Source organism: Micromonospora sp. NPDC005163 (assembly GCF_053599835.1).
In genome coordinates this window covers 144,579-159,467 of the sequence record NZ_JBSFYP010000008.1, presented here as the reverse complement: position 1 = coordinate 159,467, position 14,889 = coordinate 144,579, and the positions used below count along the sequence as shown (strand labels likewise).

At 73.0% G+C, this 14,889-nt stretch carries 16 protein-coding genes; 10 read left to right on the top strand and 6 right to left on the bottom strand.

What is annotated here, in order from left to right:
- Nucleotides 1–120 precede the first annotated feature (120 nt).
- Both ACWD6N_RS09150 and ACWD6N_RS09145 read right to left on the bottom strand, forming a co-directional pair.
- A complete protein-coding gene (locus ACWD6N_RS09150) occupies nt 121–354 on the bottom strand; it encodes a DUF7455 domain-containing protein (protein ID WP_354963126.1) in 234 nt (77 codons plus the stop codon).
- 245 nt (nt 355–599) lie between these two features.
- The gene (locus ACWD6N_RS09145; RefSeq protein ID WP_354963125.1) at nt 600–2,213 is read right to left on the bottom strand and encodes an RNA polymerase sigma factor; all 1,614 of its coding nucleotides are present in this window, start codon (nt 2,211–2,213) and stop codon (nt 600–602) included.
- Nucleotides 2,214–2,502: 289 nt separating this feature from the next.
- Between ACWD6N_RS09145 and ACWD6N_RS09140 the strand changes: the two genes are divergently transcribed.
- Entirely contained in the window at nt 2,503–3,324 is an 822-nt protein-coding gene (locus ACWD6N_RS09140; RefSeq protein ID WP_354963124.1) for an inositol monophosphatase family protein, read from the top strand.
- 89 nt (nt 3,325–3,413) lie between these two features.
- Here the strand turns inward: ACWD6N_RS09140 and ACWD6N_RS09135 are convergent, their stop codons facing one another.
- Nucleotides 3,414–3,932: a LytR C-terminal domain-containing protein gene (locus ACWD6N_RS09135; RefSeq protein WP_354963313.1), complete on the bottom strand. Its 519-nt coding sequence runs from the start codon at nt 3,930–3,932 to the stop codon at nt 3,414–3,416.
- A 433-nt stretch (nt 3,933–4,365) separates the two neighbouring features.
- Between ACWD6N_RS09135 and ACWD6N_RS09130 the strand changes: the two genes are divergently transcribed.
- Complete coding sequence (locus ACWD6N_RS09130) at nt 4,366–4,662, top strand: DUF4193 domain-containing protein (RefSeq protein ID WP_007075406.1); 297 nt, start codon at nt 4,366–4,368, stop codon at nt 4,660–4,662.
- A 120-nt stretch (nt 4,663–4,782) separates the two neighbouring features.
- Nucleotides 4,783–5,580, top strand: a complete 798-nt coding sequence (locus ACWD6N_RS09125; protein WP_354963123.1) for a hypothetical protein — start codon at nt 4,783–4,785, stop codon at nt 5,578–5,580.
- A gap of 27 nt (nt 5,581–5,607) precedes the next feature.
- On the opposite strand, the gene ACWD6N_RS09120 is transcribed toward ACWD6N_RS09125, so the two are convergent.
- The gene (locus ACWD6N_RS09120) at nt 5,608–6,141 is read right to left on the bottom strand and encodes a DUF3093 domain-containing protein (RefSeq protein WP_387325311.1); all 534 of its coding nucleotides are present in this window, start codon (nt 6,139–6,141) and stop codon (nt 5,608–5,610) included.
- A 69-nt stretch (nt 6,142–6,210) separates the two neighbouring features.
- On the opposite strand from ACWD6N_RS09120, the gene dut reads away from it, so the two are divergent.
- From dut to ACWD6N_RS09100, 4 genes are all read left to right on the top strand, one after another.
- Entirely contained in the window at nt 6,211–6,753 is a 543-nt protein-coding gene (dut, locus tag ACWD6N_RS09115; RefSeq protein ID WP_354963121.1) for a dUTP diphosphatase, read from the top strand.
- 25 nt (nt 6,754–6,778) lie between these two features.
- Nucleotides 6,779–7,456 (top strand): DUF3710 domain-containing protein, encoded by a 678-nt coding sequence (locus tag ACWD6N_RS09110; RefSeq protein WP_354963120.1) that lies wholly within the window; start codon nt 6,779–6,781, stop codon nt 7,454–7,456.
- Nucleotides 7,457–7,582: 126 nt separating this feature from the next.
- Entirely contained in the window at nt 7,583–7,963 is a 381-nt protein-coding gene (locus ACWD6N_RS09105) for an OB-fold nucleic acid binding domain-containing protein (RefSeq protein WP_089017103.1), read from the top strand.
- Between the two features lie 25 nt (nt 7,964–7,988).
- A complete protein-coding gene (locus ACWD6N_RS09100; protein ID WP_354963119.1) occupies nt 7,989–8,672 on the top strand; it encodes a DUF3159 domain-containing protein in 684 nt (227 codons plus the stop codon).
- 28 nt (nt 8,673–8,700) lie between these two features.
- On the opposite strand, the gene ACWD6N_RS09095 is transcribed toward ACWD6N_RS09100, so the two are convergent.
- Nucleotides 8,701–9,390: a potassium channel family protein gene (locus ACWD6N_RS09095; protein ID WP_354963118.1), complete on the bottom strand. Its 690-nt coding sequence runs from the start codon at nt 9,388–9,390 to the stop codon at nt 8,701–8,703.
- Nucleotides 9,391–9,393: 3 nt separating this feature from the next.
- Nucleotides 9,394–10,059 carry a potassium channel family protein gene (locus ACWD6N_RS09090; RefSeq protein WP_354963117.1) on the bottom strand — a complete coding sequence of 222 codons (666 nt, stop codon included), beginning with the start codon at nt 10,057–10,059 and terminating at the stop codon, nt 9,394–9,396.
- A gap of 163 nt (nt 10,060–10,222) precedes the next feature.
- On the opposite strand from ACWD6N_RS09090, the gene ACWD6N_RS09085 reads away from it, so the two are divergent.
- The 3 genes from ACWD6N_RS09085 to ACWD6N_RS09075 are packed head-to-tail and all read left to right on the top strand — an operon-like array spanning nt 10,223 to nt 14,786.
- Nucleotides 10,223–12,301, top strand: a complete 2,079-nt coding sequence (locus ACWD6N_RS09085) for an APC family permease (protein ID WP_354963116.1) — start codon at nt 10,223–10,225, stop codon at nt 12,299–12,301.
- Nucleotides 12,294–13,568 (top strand): class I SAM-dependent RNA methyltransferase, encoded by a 1,275-nt coding sequence (locus tag ACWD6N_RS09080; protein ID WP_354963115.1) that lies wholly within the window; start codon nt 12,294–12,296, stop codon nt 13,566–13,568. The genes ACWD6N_RS09085 and ACWD6N_RS09080 overlap by 8 nt, the downstream gene beginning before the upstream one ends.
- 48 nt (nt 13,569–13,616) lie before the next feature.
- On the top strand, nt 13,617–14,786 hold the full coding sequence (locus ACWD6N_RS09075; protein WP_354963114.1) for an anhydro-N-acetylmuramic acid kinase: 1,170 nt from the start codon (nt 13,617–13,619) through the stop codon (nt 14,784–14,786).
- The last annotated feature ends 103 nt before the right edge of the window (nt 14,787–14,889 follow it).

The following is a 14,889-nucleotide window of genomic DNA, read 5'->3' as shown; positions in this document are numbered from 1 at the left end:
GGCGCGGGGCGCGGGGCGCGGGGCGCGGGGCGCGGGGCGCGGGGCGCGGGGCGCGCGCAGAGAAAAGCCGACCGGAGACACCCTCGGGGTGTCTCCGGTCGGCTATGTCGGGTTGCGGATTCAGTTCGCCATCAGATCGGCGCCACGCCAACTGAAATCGGGCTCCGTTGCGAACCGGACGGTGATCTTCGCGAGATCCTCCGCGTACTTGTTCGCGTGGTGCCCACAGAAAACCAACTCGCTCCCACCCGCCAGAGTGATCCGGAGCTTGCCGGCAGCATTGCAGCGGTCGCACCGTTCATCGGCGGCTGGGGGCGCCACCGTCTCGGGCGGCGGCGTGAGGGTCGAGTTCATCGCCTTCCTCCTCTGGTCGTCACCGATGAACAATCTCTTCGGTCGTTGCTCACCTATCGTGCAACACCCTTGCCGGGCCTTGCCTTCCCTGTGTGCCCGCGGGGGACCGAGGTCACACATGGCTGGGACAGTGTGCCGTGCACCCAGGGTGCCACGTCAACGATCACATTCGTGCATCCGGACGATCACCATCTGGTGTTGCACACCAGGTGGTCAAAACGACACGTTCGGTTGACGAAACCCGCTCAGTCCAGGTAATCCCGGAGGACCTGCGACCGGGACGGGTGACGCAGCTTGGACATCGTCTTGGACTCGATCTGCCGGATCCGCTCCCGGGTCACCCCGTAGACCTGGCCGATCTCGTCCAGCGTCCGCGGCTGGCCGTCGGTCAGGCCGAAGCGCAGGCGTACCACACCCGCCTCACGCTCGGAGAGCGTCTGCAGCACCTGCTGGAGCTGGTCCTGCAGGAGCGTGAACGAGACCGCGTCGACCGCGACCACGGCCTCGGAATCCTCGATGAAGTCGCCGAGCTGGCTGTCGCCCTCGTCGCCGATGGTCTGGTCCAGCGAGATGGGCTCCCGGGCGTACTGCTGGATCTCCAGTACCTTCTCCGGTGTGATGTCCATCTCCTTGGCCAGCTCCTCCGGCGTGGGCTCGCGGCCCAGGTCCTGGAGCAGCTCGCGCTGTATGCGGCCGAGCTTGTTGATGACCTCCACCATGTGCACCGGGATGCGGATGGTGCGGGCCTGGTCGGCCATCGCGCGGGTGATCGCCTGCCGGATCCACCAGGTGGCGTACGTGGAGAACTTGTAGCCCTTGGTGTAGTCGAACTTCTCGACCGCGCGGATCAGGCCGAGGTTGCCCTCTTGGATCAGGTCGAGGAAGGCCATGCCACGCCCCGTGTACCGCTTGGCCAGCGATACGACCAGGCGGAGGTTCGCCTCCAGCAGGTGGTTCTTGGCCCGCTCGCCGTCGCGGGAGATCCAGCCCAGGTCGCGGACCATCTCCCGGGTGAGCTTCTCCTCGCCCTCGTCGGCCGCCCGCAGCCGCTCCGCGGCGTAGAGCCCGGCCTCGATCCGCTTGGCCAGCTCCACCTCCTGCTCGGCGTTGAGCAGCGGGACCTTGCCGATCTGCTTCAGGTATGCGCGCACCGAGTCGGCGGAGGCGGTCAGCTCGGCGTCCCGCCGGGCCTGCTTGAGCGCCTCGGACTCCTCGTCGTCCCACTCGAAGTCGTTGTCGGTGGCCGAGGCGGCGGCGTCGGTCTCGGCGGCCTGGGTCAGCGCGGCCGGCTCCTCGACCACCACGTCCTCGATCGTGGCGGCGAGCTCCTCCGGGTCGATCTCGCCGTCGGCGCCCTCGCCCTTCTTGCCGCCGGCCTTCGCCGGCTTGGCGCCGGCGGCCGCGGCGACCGTCGCCTTGGTGGCCCGGGTCGACTTGGTCGCGGCCTTCGCCGGCGCGGCGGCGGTGGCGACCTCGGCGGTGGTGCCGGCCGCCTTGCGCGGGGCCACCTTCCGCGGGCCCGGCGTGGACGGGCCGTCGTCGGAGGCGGGTGCCTGCTTGGGCGCCGGTGCGGCGGCCTTTTTGGTGGTCTTGGCGGTGGTGGCCCGGGACGCCGGCGTGGTCGAGCGGGCCGCCGCGACCCGGCGACGGGTGCTGGCCGAGCCGTCCACCACCACGGTCACTCCCGCCTCGGAGAGCGCCCGCAGGATCTTCTTGGCCTGGGCCGGAGTCACCTCGGCGGACTCGACGGTGCGCGCGAGCTGAGCCGACGTGAGCTGACCGCCGGCGCTCTGCGCGTGGGCGATCAGAGTGTCGGTGAGCGAGCGAACGTCGGCGCCGGGCTGGCGGGGTTCTGTCACGAATGACCTTCCGGAGGCGAAGAGCGGGTACGGCCGGGTCGTCCGGCACAGCGTGGGGCGACAGGCCGGGCGTTGTGGTGAGGGACCCCCGTGTCCCGGACCGGCCGGTGGTCGGCGGTCCGTGGCGCGTGGGCGCAGGGGTGAATTGTAACGCCGTCTGCGGCGATCATCCTGCGCCGCACGGCGTAACGGCGGCGGGGACCGCCGATTCGGCGCAGATGTGGACTTTGTAAGGATGATACTCACGCGCGGCCCGGAACGGCCCGCTCGTGCGGGAAGGGGACGTGGGATGGACCGTTCGGTGCCGGCGACCGAGGATTTGTTGGCTGTCGCGCTCGACGTTACGCGGGGCGCCGCGGCCACCGCGTACCGGATGCGGGCCGAGGGCGTCACCGTGGCCGCCACCAAGAGTACGGTCACCGACGTGGTCACCGCGGCCGACCGGGCGGTCGAGCGGCAGGTGCTCGACGCGCTGCACCGGCTGCGGCCGGGCGACGCGGTGCTCGGCGAGGAGTACGGCACGGGGGACACCGGGCCGGTCGGGCCGGGCGGCGTGCGCTGGATCGTCGACCCGATCGACGGCACCGTCAACTACCTCTACGGGCTGCCGTACAGCGCGGTGTCGCTCGCCGCCGAGGTGGACGGCGTGGTGGTCGCCGGCGTGGTGCGCAACGTCAGCACCGGCGAGGAGTGGACCGCCACGGCCGGCGGTGGCGCGTGGCGTGACGGCGTCCGGTTGCGCTGTTCCGGCGAGACCGACCTGGGGCAGGCGCTGGTCGCCACCGGCTTCGGCTACGACGCCGGTCGCCGGGCGCACCAGGCCCGGGTGGTGGCCGGGCTGATCGCGCACGTGCGGGACATCCGCCGGCTCGGCGCGGCCGCGCTGGACCTCTGCCTGGTCGCCGAGGGACGCCTGGACGCGTACTTCGAGAAGGGTCTGGCCGCCTGGGACCTCGCTGCCGGTGGGCTGGTGGCCGCCGAGGCGGGTGTGCGGGTCACCGGCCTGGAGGGGCGTCCGGCCGGCCCGGACCTGGTGCTCGCGGCCCCGCCGGCGCTCTTCGCGCCGCTGCACGACCGCCTGGCCGCCCTGGATGCCGCCGGCGGCCCCTGACCGGCGTGGCCGGTGCGTCCGAGGGTCCGTCGGCGACACCGAGCCGGCGGGCGGTGACGGAAGGGGTCAGCGCCCGCCGACCTGCCCGGTCAGTTCTTGGCGACCGGGGACGGGCACGACTCCGGGGGCGCCGCCGGGGCGCCCAGGTCACCGAGGGACTGGTTCACCTCGGTCGTCGTGGCGAGCTGCTGGAAGCGGCTGCCCAGCACCACGTCCACCGTGTCGTCGGTGCGCTTCGGGTCGTAGCCCGGCTCGGCGTTGTTGAGGAAGTACGCCTGCAGCAGGTGCGCCGAACCGACGCCCTTGGGGCCGTACCGCAGCACGGCCACCTCGTCGATCCCCTTGGGCGCGTTGCCGACCTTCTTGACCTGGAACTTGCGGTTGCGGAAGTCGTCCGCGACGCTGCCGGCCCGGCCCGGCTCGTCGGTCGCGTTCAAGACGTTGATCTTGACGTCCTTGGGCTCGTGCAGAGTCACGTCGGCCAGCGGCCAGCCATCGGGGCAACCCTCGGCCGTGCCCGCATTGCCCTGGGTGTCGCGGACCAGCGCGGTGATCACGAAGGCCAGGGCCAGCACCCCGAGCATGCCGACGACGACGAGTGCTCGCACTCGCGCAAAACTCATCTGGGCGCTCCCGGACGTCAGGTGGGTGGCGGCGGCCGCCAACGATCGCACTGACCGGCGGCCGTCGAATACGCCGCTGAGGTTAACGGTTGTCCGGCCGTCGCGTGGAAACAGTCCGACATGCCGGCGCGCCGACCGCGAACCGGGTACTACTACCCCTATCTTCGTGTCGCCTGAGTCACATTGGGAACAACTTGGGGGGCTGGGGCGTACATCTCAGCCGCAAGGGCGGTATACATGCCTCGCCCAAAGGGGGGGTAAGGTTCCGCGCTCGCAGGGGAGTCGCCCCAGCGGGCTCAACCCGTTCGGTCCCCGGGTCGGGTGCCCGACACAACTGGTGGCCGGCCAGCGGAACCGAAACAGCGTCGTCCGGCGTTACAACCGGAAGCGACAACATCGATATGGGAGAGTGAAACCGATGGCCACCGACTACGACGCCCCGCGTCGCGATGAGGTCGACCTCGGCGAGGACAGCCTGGAAGAGCTCAAGGCCCGGCGCGTCGACTCACAGTCGGGCGCGGTGGACGTCGACGAGGCCGAGGTGGCCGAGAGCTTTGAGCTGCCCGGCGCCGATCTGGCCGACGAGGAGCTCACGGTCAAGGTGCTACCGATGCAGCAGGACGAGTTCCGGTGCGCCCGCTGCTTCCTTGTGCACCACCGCAGCCAGCTGGCGGTCGAGCGTAACGGCGAACTGATCTGCCGCGAGTGCGTCTGACACTCACGACACCAGCGGCGGCCTCCTGATCGGGGCCGCCGCTGCCGGTGTAGCGATGCGCCACCGCTGGGTACCTGCTTGACTCGTAGGGGTAGCCACAGCACCGGGAGGTCCGACCCCATGAGCGATCGAGGCGACACCACCGGCGCCGGCGCGGACGACCTCGGCGCCACCGTCGCGGCGTTGACCGCGGACGACATCGAGCCCGCGAAGCGCCGCCAACTGCTCACCCGGATGGTCGGGCAGGCCCGCGCCCGGGGCATCGGCGACCTGTTCAAGCCCCGCTCCGCCGTGCGCTGGATGGTCGACACCGTCGCCGAGATCGCCCCGCACGTACCGGTGCGGGACCTGGCCACCCTGCGCCGGCACTTCCCGGGGCTGGACGACAACGCCCTGGCCGAGCGGTTGATCCGCAACGCGGCCCGGACCACCGCCGGGATCGGCGCCGCCGGCGGGGGAGTCGCCGCCGTCGAGTGGACGGTCGCCCCGACCCTCCTGTCTGCGCCGGTGCTGCTGGCCGCCGAGACGGTCGCCGTGGTGGCGGTCGAGCTGAAGCTGGTCGGCGAGTTGCACGAGGTGCACGGCGTGGCGCTGCCGGCCGCCGGCAGCCAACGGTCGGTCGCCCTGGTGCACTCCTGGGCCACCCAGCGCGGGGTCAACCCGATGCTGCCCGGCGTGGGGGTGGGCGCGGTGCTCGGCACCGCCGCGCGCAAGGAACTGCGGGACACCCTGCTCCGGCGCTTCGGACGCAACCTCACCACGCTCGGGCCGTTCCTCACCGGCGCGGCGGTGGCCAGCTTCCTCAACCGCCGGGCGACCCGGTCGATGGCCGACCAGCTCCAGGTCGACCTGCGTCGGCGCGGCATCGCCCGGCCGGCCCCGCCGCCAGCCCTGCCCGGCCCGCCGACCGGCACCTGAGCGGGCCGACACGCGGCGCCGCCGCGGTCAGCCCGGCTCGCCTGCCGTGCGGTCGACGCGGGCGCGGGCGTCCCGGGCGGTCAGCAGCGCCTCGGCCAGCTCGACCGGATGCCGGGTGCTCACCACCCAGAACGGGGTCGGGTCGGCCGGGTCGTCGAGCACCACCTGCACGGCCCCGCCGATCCACGGCCGCTGGACGACGAAGGCGAGCGGGTCCGCGCCTACCCCGAGCACCTCACGGCGGCCGGCCGCGTCCAGCGGCACCACGTCCGCCACGAAGCGCACCGGCAGCCGGGCGTCGTCCACCCGCAGCTCACCGTCGGCGACCGCGACCCGGATCCGGCCCAGCCACCACAGCCCGGCCGCGGTGGCCGGCAGCAGCACCGCGAACGGCAGCCAGGTGCGGACGCCGTCGGCGCCCATCCAGATCTCGACGGCCAGCAGCGCGGCGCTTGCCAGCCCGGCCAGCCACAACCACCAGGGCAGATCCAGCCGTTCGGCGTACGCCGTGCGGGCCACGACCGGTGGCTGACCGGCGGACGGAGAGGGCGACATGCTCACTCCTGCGAGGGTACGGCGCACGACGGCCCGGGTAACCGGCAGGATGGCAGGGTCACCCCGATCCACCGGATGGAAGAGAGACCCGTGACCGACGTCGTACCCGTGCCCGTACGGCTGCTCGATGCCGAGCTGCCGCTGCCCGCGTACGCCCATCCCGGCGACGCCGGGGCCGACCTGGTGGCGGCCGCGGACGTGGAGTTGCCGCCCGGCGGCCGGGCCCTGGTGCCCACCGGCGTTGCCATCGCGCTGCCCCAGGGGTACGTGGGCCTGGTCCATCCCCGCTCCGGCCTGGCGGCCAGGCTCGGCGTGACGGTGCTCAACGCGCCCGGTACGGTCGACGCCGGCTACCGGGGTGAGATCCTGGTCAACCTGATCAACCATGATCGGGAAACGCCGGCGAAGATCTCCCGCGGCGACCGGATCGCGCAGCTCGTGGTCCAGCGGGTCGCGCGGGCGCGGTTCGAGCCGGTGGCCGAGCTGCCCGGGTCCCAGCGCGGGACCGGTGGGCACGGCTCCACCGGCGGGCACGCCGGGCTGGTGCCGTCGCCGGCGGGCCTGGTCGAGCAGCGGGACGAGCCGAGCCGCGGGCAGACGGAAGAGGTGGCAGGGTGAGTGTGAACAGCGGAGGGTGGGCGCAGTGATCTTCTCCCGAAAGCGGGCCGATGCCGGGCGGCACACCCGTGACGAGCGGACCACCGAGGTCGGCGGCCAGAGCACCGAGGAGTCGACGCCGACGTTGGAGCGCGGCCCGTACGACATCTCCGAGGTCAACGACGACGTGCAGCGGCTCGACCTCGGCAGCCTGCACATCCCGGCGGTCGCCGAGGTGGAGGTGCGGGTGCAGGCCGACCCGCAGGGCGTGATCCAGCAGGTGGTGCTGGTGCACGGGGAGAACGCGCTGCAGCTCGGTGTCTTCGCCGCCCCCCGGTCCGAGGGGATCTGGGACGAGGTGCGCGAGGAGATCCGCCAGTCGCTGCTCCGCGACGGCGCCACCGCCCAGGAGGTCGACGGCGAGTACGGCCCTGAGCTGCACGCCCAGGTGAACACCCCGGACGGCCCGACCAATCTGCGGTTCGTCGGCGTCGACGGGCCGCGCTGGATGGTCCGCGGCGTGTTCCAGGGCCCGGTGGCCCTCGACCCGGCCACCGCCGGGCCGCTCGCCGAGTGCCTGGACGGCCTGGTGGTCGACCGGGGGCAGGAGGCGAAGCCGGTCCGCGAGCCGCTGCCGCTGCGGCTGCCCAAGGAGGTCGCCGACCAGGCCGACGCCGACGCCGAGGCCGGGGACGCGTCCGCCGCTGAACCGCGCCAGGTCTGACCCACGCGCACCGGCCCGCCGGAACCGCCCCCGTCGGCGTACGCTGGCGGCACGGTTCCGGCGTCGCCGGCGGCCGGGCCAGTGCCGGCCGGGGCCGGTGATCGTGGAGAGGGTGACGCGGAGGTCATGACGACCGACGAGAGCCGGGTGTCGCTGCGGCGCATCCTGCAACGGCTCACCGCCAGCGAGGCCGAGATCGACGCGCAGGAGCTGCGTCGGGAGAGCGCCGAGTGCGGCGGTGTCCCGGCCCAGCAGTGTTCCCGGGGCCAGGTGGTCTCGGTCGCCGGTCGACTGCGCACGGTGGTCTACACGCCGCGGACCAACCTGCCCACCCTCGAGGCCGACCTGTACGACGGCAGCGACGTGGTCACCCTGGTCTGGCTGGGTCGGCGGCACATCGCCGGGATCGAGCCGGGGCGGCACCTGACCGCGCGCGGCCGGGTCGCGGTGCGGGACGACCGCAAGGTCATCTACAACCCCTACTACGAGCTGGACTCGCCGAAGTGACGGCGTTGCGGACGGAAGGCCGGCGATGACGACGGGACAGCACCGGGCGGCGCAGCCGGAGACCGGTCCTCAGGACGACGAGCGGCTGCCGACGATCGCCGAGCAGATGGCCGACCAGCTCGGCGGCTGGCGGGGGCTGGTCGAGTCCAGCATCCCGGTGGTGGTCTTCGTCATCGCCAACATCATCGGCGAGCTGCGGCCCGCGGTGATCGCCTCGGTGGCTGTCGCGCTGCTGATCGCCGGGCTGCGGCTGGTCCAACGCCGGCCGATCCGGCACGCGGTCAACGGGCTGTTCGGCGTCGGCATCGGTGCGGCCATCGCCTGGCGTACCGGCGACGAGCGCGACTTCTACCTCCCCGGCATCCTCTACGGCATCGGCTACGGCATCGCCCTGCTGGTCTCGGCGGCCATCCGGCAGCCGCTGGTGGGCTGGATCTGGTCGGTGCTGGTGGCCAAGGGTCGTGCGGAGTGGCGGGACGACCCGAAGCTGGTGCGCACCTTCACCCAGCTGACCGTGCTCTGGGGCGTGGTCTGGCTGGCCAAGGTGGGCGTGCAGGCGGGGCTCTACCTGGCGCACCAGGACACCGCGCTGGGCGTGGCCCGGCTGGCGCTGGGCTACCCGCCGTACGCGCTGCTGCTGCTGATCACGGTCTGGACGGTGCGCCGGGTCACTCGGGAGTCGCAACCGACCCCGCTGCCCGGCGCCTGAGCGCAGCGCCGGGCCGCCGGGCGACGGCTCAGCGGGAGCTGCGGGTCCGCTCGACGCTGTCCGGGCCGAGGATCACCGCCCGGACCTGGTCCTCCACCTCGGCGGTGCAGACGAAGACCAACTCGTCGCCGGCCTCGATCGGGTCGTCCGGGCTGGGCACCAGGACCCGCTTGCCGCGCAGGATCGCCACCAGAGCGGAGTCGCGGGGCAGCGGCACGGCGTGGATCGGCTGACCGACGTACGGCGCGGTCGGCGGCAGCGTGATCTCGACCAGGTTCGCCTCGCCCTGCCGGAAGGTCATCAGCCGGACCAGGTCGCCGACGGTCACCGCCTCCTCGACCAGCGCCGCCATCACCCGCGGCTTGCTCACCGCGACGTCCACGCCCCACTGCTCGGTGAACAGCCACTCGTTTTCGGCCCGGTTGACCCGGGCGACCACGCGGGACACCGCGAACTCGGTCTTGGCCAGCAGCGACACCACCAGGTTGACCTTGTCGTCGCCGGTCGCCGCGACCACCACGTCGCAGCCGGCGACGTTGGCCTCCTCCAGGCTGGCCAGCTCACAGGCGTCGGCCAGCACCCACTCGGCGGCCGGCACCCGGTCCGGGCGCAGCATCTTCGGTTGGCGCTCGATCAACATCACCTGGTGACCGTTGTCGATCAGCTCCTGGGCGATCGAGCGGCCCACGTTGCCGGCGCCCGCGATGGCGATCCGCATGGCTCACTGTCCCCCTTCCGGCGGCGTCGCCGCCACCGACGTGACCGTCGCCACGATGTCGTCACTGACCAGCATGAAGACCTGGTCACCCTCCTGTACGACGGTCGAGGCGGTGGGCAGCGTGCCGATGCCGAAGCGGATCAGATAGGCCACCCGTGCCCCGGTCGCCTCCTCCAGCGCGCGCACCGACCGGCCGATCCAGTCCTTGTGCACCGGGACCTCGACGATCGACACGGTGCTCGTCGGGTCGCGGAAGATCTCCACGTTGCCCTCCGGCACCAGGTGCCGCAGCATCCGGTCCGCCGTCCAGCGCACGGTCGCCACGGTGGGGATGCCCAGCCGCTCGTAGACCTGCGCCCGGCGCTGGTCGTAGATCCGGGCCGCGACCCGGGACACGCCGAACGTCTCCCGGGCCAGCCGGGCGGAGATGATGTTGGAGTTGTCGCCGCTGGAGACGGCGGCGAAGGCGTCCGCCCGCTCGATGCCGGCCTGCCGCAGCACCTCGCCGTCGAAGCCCGCCCCGGTCACCGTTATCCCGGCGAAGTCGGGGCCGAGCCGGCGGAAGGCGTCGGCGTCCTGATCGATCACCGCCACCGAGTGCCCCCGGGACTCCAGGCTGTGCGCGAGGGTCGACCCGACCCGGCCACAACCCATGATCACGACGTGCACGCTGTCCCTCCCAAGGTGCGTACCGCTCCCGCTGCCGGTGGCCTCCGAGTGCGAGCCTGCCACGTCCCGGTCGGAAGCGGGGACCGACCGTACCCCGCCGCTCCAGCCAGCCGTGATCGCCCACCCCCGCGCCCCCGCCGTGGTGGTCGTACTCTTGGCGTTCGTGGCCAGTCCCACCTCGCTGCTGAAGCGGCTGCTCCTCGGTCGACCGTTCCGGTCCGACCGGCTGCAGCACACCCTCCTGCCGAAGCGCATCGCGCTGCCCGTGTTCGCTTCCGACGCGCTGTCCAGCGTCGCGTACGCGCCTGACGAGATCCTGCTAACCCTCTCCATCGCCGGCGCGTCGGCGTACGTCTTCTCGCCGTGGATCGCGCTGGCGGTGGTCGTGGTGATGCTGACGGTGGTGGCCAGCTACCGGCAGAACGTGCACGCCTACCCCTCCGGGGGCGGCGACTACGAGGTGGCCACGGTCAACCTGGGCCCGAAGTTCGGCGTCGGCGTGGCCAGCGCCCTGCTGGTCGACTACGTGCTCACGGTGGCGGTGTCAGTCTCCTCCGGGGTGGCGAACCTCGGTTCGGTGCTGCCCTTCGTGGCCACCCACAAGGTCATGATCGCGGTGGCGGCGGTGGTGCTGCTGAGCGCGGTGAACCTGCGCGGCCTGCGTGAGTCGGGCACCGCGTTCGCCATCCCCACCTACGGCTTCGTGATCGTGATGGGCGGGATGCTGCTCACCGGGCTGGTCCGGGTCTTCGTGCTGGGCGACGAACTCCGCGCGCCGAGCGCCGATCTGGTGATCCAGGCCGAGCACAGCGTGACCGGTTTCGCACTGATCTTCCTGCTGCTGCGGACGTTCAGCTCGGGCGCCGCCGCGCTCACCGGAGTCGAGGCGATCTCCAACGGGGTGCCGGCGTTCAAGGCGCCGAAGAGCCGCAACGCCGCCACCACGCTGCTGCTGCTCGGCACCATCTCGGTGAGCATGCTGGTCGGGATCATCTGGCTGGCCCGGTTGACCCACCTGCAGTTCGTCGAGGACCCGGCCCTGCAGATCGTCTCCGGTCCCGAGGGGTACGTGCAGAAGACCGTCACCACCCAGCTCGGCGAGACGGTCTTCGGGTCCGGGTCGATCCTGCTCTACGTGGTGGCCGGCGTGACCGCCCTGATCCTGTTCCTGGCCGCGAACACCGCGTTCAACGGCTTTCCGGTGCTCGGCTCGATCCTCGCGCAGGACCGTTACCTGCCCCGGCAGTTTCACACCCGGGGCGATCGGCTGGCCTTCTCCAACGGCATCGTCTTCCTCGCCCTCTTCGCGATCGTGCTGATCGTCGGCTTCCAGGCGGAGGTGACCCGGCTCATCCAGCTCTACATCGTCGGGGTCTTCGTCTCGTTCACCGTCTCCCAGGTCGGCATGATCCGGCACTGGAACCGGCGCCTGCGCACCGAGCGGGATCCGGAGGCGCGTCGCCGGATGCAACGGTCCCGGGCCATCAACACGTTCGGCGCGGGCCTGACCGGTACGGTGCTGGTGATCGTGCTGATCACCAAGTTCCTGCTCGGCGCCTGGATCGCGATCGCGGCGATGGCGGTGATCTACCTGTTGATGCTGGCCATCCGTGGGCACTACGACCGGGTCGCCCGGGAGTTGACCCCGCCGGACGAGGGCCGCGCCGTGCTACCCGCCCGCAACCACGCGATCGTGCTGGTCAGCAAGCTGCACCAGCCGACCCTGCGGGCCATCGCGTACGCCCGGGCCACCCGGCCGGACACGCTGACGGCGGTGACGGTCAACGTGGACGACAAGGACACCCGGGACCTGCAGGTCGAGTGGGAACGGCGGGAGATGGCCATCCCGCTCACCGTGATCGACTCGCCGTACCGGGAGATCACCCGGCCGATCCTGGACTTCGTCGCCTCCACCCGCCGTAAGTCGCCCCGGGACGTGGTCACCGTCTTCATCCCGGAGTACGTGGTCGGGCGCTGGTGGGAGAACCTGCTGCACAACCAGAGTGCGCTGCGCCTCAAGGGGCGGCTGCTCTTCGAACCTGGGGTGATGGTGGTCAGCGTTCCGTGGCAGCTCGCCTCGACCGCGAGCAAGAACCTGGACCGGCTGGACGCCACGCTGTCCCGGACCCCGGCGCGCGGCCCGCGGGTGGCCCCGCCCGGCACCCCGCCGCCGGTCGTCAGCGCGCCGTCCGGCGAGAGCGGCCCGGTCGACGGCGGCCCGGTCGGGACCGGCCGTGACTGAGCCGGGAGTACGGCGGGCCGAGACACCACCGCCGCCGGAGCGCGGGCTGGCCGAGGCGGAGCTGGTCGAGCTGACCGTCGACGCGGTCGCCCCCGGCGGGCACTGCGTGGCCCGGGTGGACGGCCAGGTGGTCTTCGTCCGGCACGCGCTGCCCGGCGAGCGGGTGATCGCCGAGGTCACCGAGGTGCACCGGGGGTTCGTCCGCGCCGACGCGGTGACCGTGCTGGAACCCTCGCCGGACCGGGTCGAGCCGCCCTGCCCGTACGCGAAGCCGGGCGCCTGTGGTGGCTGCGACCTGCAACACGTCGCACCCGACGCGCAGCTGGCCTGGAAGGCCGCCGTGGTGCGTGAGCAGTTGGTCCGCCTCGGTGGGCTGACCGACGCCGAGCTGGACCGGCTCGGAGTCCGGGTCGAGGCGCTGCCCGGCGGGCTGCTGGGCTGGCGCTCCCGGGTCCGCTACGCGGTGGACGCCGCCGACCGGGCCGGCCTGCTCAAGCACCGCTCGCACGAGGTGGTGCCGATCGACCGCTGCCGGATCGCCCACCCGGCCATCCAGCAGCTGCCGGTACTCACCCCGACCGGCGCGCGCTGGCCGGCCGCCGAGGCGGTGGAGACCGTCGCCAGCACCGGCGGGGACGTGACCGTCGCGGAGGTCCGCGACGGTGCGGCAACCCCGGTGAGCGGGCCGACGACGGTCCGCGAGGTGGCCGCCGGGCGGGACTGGGAGCTGCCCGCGTCCGCCTTCTGGCAGGTGCATCCGGCGGCTGCGGACACGTTGTCCACGGCTGTGCTGGAACTGCTCGACCCGCGACCGGGCGAGGTGGCCTGGGACCTCTACGGCGGTGCTGGACTGTTCGCCGCCGGGCTGGCCGCCCGGGTCGGTGCGACCGGCCGGGTGACCCTGGTGGAGGCATCCGCCCAGGGCGTCGCCGCCGCCCGGGAGAACCTGGCCGACCTGCCCCGGGTCGAGGTGGTGTCGGCCCGGGTCGAGACGGCGCTGGCCCGCCGACGGATCACCGGCCCGGTCGACGTGGTGGTCCTCGATCCGCCGCGCTCCGGGGCGGGCGCCCCGGTGGTGCGCGCGCTGGCCGCCGCCGGTCCGCGCGCGGTGGCGTACGTGGCCTGCGACCCGGCCGCCTTCGCCCGGGACGTGCGCACCTTCGCCGAGCTGGGCTGGCGGCTGGAGGCAGTGCGCGGTTTCGACCTGTTCCCGATGACCCAGCACGTCGAGCTGGTCGGGCTGCTGCTCCCGCCCGCTGCGCGTTAGCAGGGGACCCTTCCTATACACGAGGCGTTAACAGGGGGCCCTTCCTTCATGCGGATCGTCGGGTTGATGTCGGGGACGTCGTACGACGGGGTGGACGTCGTGGCGGCGGAGTTCACCGCCGAGGGGGACACCCTGTGGCTGCGCCCGCTGGGGCACCGCGGCCTCGACTACGACGAGCGGCTGCGCGCCGAGATCGCCGCGCTGCTGCCACCGGCGGCCACCACCATCGAGGCGGTCTGCCGGCTCGACAACCGCCTCGGAGAGGTCTTCGCCGAGGCGGCGGCGGTCGGCGTGGAGCTGGCCGGCGGGCGGGCCGACGCGGTGGTCTCGCCCGGGCAGACGGTCTTCCACTGGGTCGCCGACGGGGTGGCCCTCGGCACCCTGCAACTGGGCGCGGTGGCCCGGGTGGCCGCCCGGGTCGGCGTACCTGTGCTCAGCGACCTCCGCTCGGCGGACATCGCCCTCGGCGGGCAGGGCGCGCCGCTGGTGCCGGCCTTCGACGCGCTGCTGCTGGACCCGGCAGACGGCGCCGCGGCGCCGCGCGCGGCGCTGAACCTCGGCGGCATCGCCAACCTCACCGTGGTCGCGCCGGGGGCACCGGTGCTCGGGTACGACGTGGGCCCGGCCAACGCCCTGCTGGACGCGGCGGCCCGGCGCTTCCTGGATCGGCCGTGCGACCTCGACGGCGCCCGGGCGGCAGCCGGCCGGGTGCACCCGGGGCTGCTCGCCGAGCTGCTGGCCGAGCCGTACTACGCGGCGCCGCCGCCGAAGTCCACCGGCAAGGAGCTGTTCCACGCCGGCTACCTGGACCGCCACCTGGCCGCGCTCGGCGCGCCGGTGCCGGTGGACGACCTGCTGGCGACGCTGACCGAGCTGACCGCCCGGGTGGTGGCCGCCGAGTGCGACCGGCACGACGTGGTCGAGGTGGTCGCCGCGGGCGGCGGTGTGCGCAATCCCACCCTGCTGGGCCGGCTCGCCGCGCTGGGCGCCGGCCGGTGGCGGTTGCGCGGCACCGACGAGCTGGGCGTGCCCGCGCAGGCCAAGGAGGCGTACGCCTTCGCGCTGCTCGGGTGGCTGTCCTGGCACGGCCTGCCCGGGTCGCTCCCGTCGGTGACCGGCGCCACCCGGGGCGCGGTGCTCGGCTCCTGGACCCCGGCCGGGCCGGCGTACCCCGGAACGCCGGCCGACCCGCCGCGCCGGCTGCGGATCCGGTCCTGACCAGGCACGCGCCCACCCGCCGGGTGACCCGGCCGAACCGTGTCTGACCGAACGCTCAGCCGGCGGGTGCGGACCGGGTCCGAGCGTGCGGTGCTCGGGCCGG

Coding starts and splice junctions, on each gene's coding strand:
- ACWD6N_RS09095 (WP_354963118.1), bottom strand. CDS start 9,390: ATGCGGATCGCCATCGCGGGCGCCGGCAACGTGGGCCGCTCGATCGCC.
- dut (WP_354963121.1), top strand. CDS start 6,211: ATGGAAGAGAGACCCGTGACCGACGTCGTACCCGTGCCCGTACGGCTG.
- ACWD6N_RS09100 (WP_354963119.1), top strand. CDS start 7,989: ATGACGACGGGACAGCACCGGGCGGCGCAGCCGGAGACCGGTCCTCAG.
- ACWD6N_RS09125 (WP_354963123.1), top strand. CDS start 4,783: ATGAGCGATCGAGGCGACACCACCGGCGCCGGCGCGGACGACCTCGGC.
- ACWD6N_RS09075 (WP_354963114.1), top strand. CDS start 13,617: ATGCGGATCGTCGGGTTGATGTCGGGGACGTCGTACGACGGGGTGGAC.
- ACWD6N_RS09140 (WP_354963124.1), top strand. CDS start 2,503: ATGGACCGTTCGGTGCCGGCGACCGAGGATTTGTTGGCTGTCGCGCTC.
- ACWD6N_RS09105 (WP_089017103.1), top strand. CDS start 7,583: ATGACGACCGACGAGAGCCGGGTGTCGCTGCGGCGCATCCTGCAACGG.
- ACWD6N_RS09130 (WP_007075406.1), top strand. CDS start 4,366: ATGGCCACCGACTACGACGCCCCGCGTCGCGATGAGGTCGACCTCGGC.
- ACWD6N_RS09150 (WP_354963126.1), bottom strand. CDS start 354: ATGAACTCGACCCTCACGCCGCCGCCCGAGACGGTGGCGCCCCCAGCC.